Source organism: Pseudoalteromonas sp. S4741 (assembly GCF_005886135.1).
In the GTDB taxonomy this organism is placed as follows: domain Bacteria; phylum Pseudomonadota; class Gammaproteobacteria; order Enterobacterales; family Alteromonadaceae; genus Pseudoalteromonas; species Pseudoalteromonas tetraodonis.
Genome location: NZ_PNCN01000307.1, coordinates 1 through 257 on the forward strand (window position 1 = coordinate 1; position 257 = coordinate 257).

The following is a 257-nucleotide window of genomic DNA, read 5'->3' on the forward strand; positions in this document are numbered from 1 at the left end:
TCTCTTAGTTTTATGGTAGTTTATGGTCAGGTTAACTTTTGTTCGGTTGATGGTGATTCCTGAGCGGCAATCAGTTATACAGAAGTACGTATGTCAAAAATGTCGAACGAATTATTAGCAGATCTTGAAAAAGAAACGGTTGATTTAGTGCCTAACTACGATGGCACAGAGCAAATTCCTGATGTATTACCGACTAAAATACCTAACCTGTAAGTTAATGGGTCGTAAGGTATTGCGGTAGGAATGGCGACAAATAT

General features: G+C 38.1%; 1 pseudogene. It reads left to right on the forward strand.

The annotated features are described in order from the left end of the window. Positions 1 to 210: pseudogene (locus CWC30_RS18270) on the forward strand (DNA gyrase subunit A); the annotation flags it as partial. Positions 211 to 257: the final 47 nt, after the last annotated feature.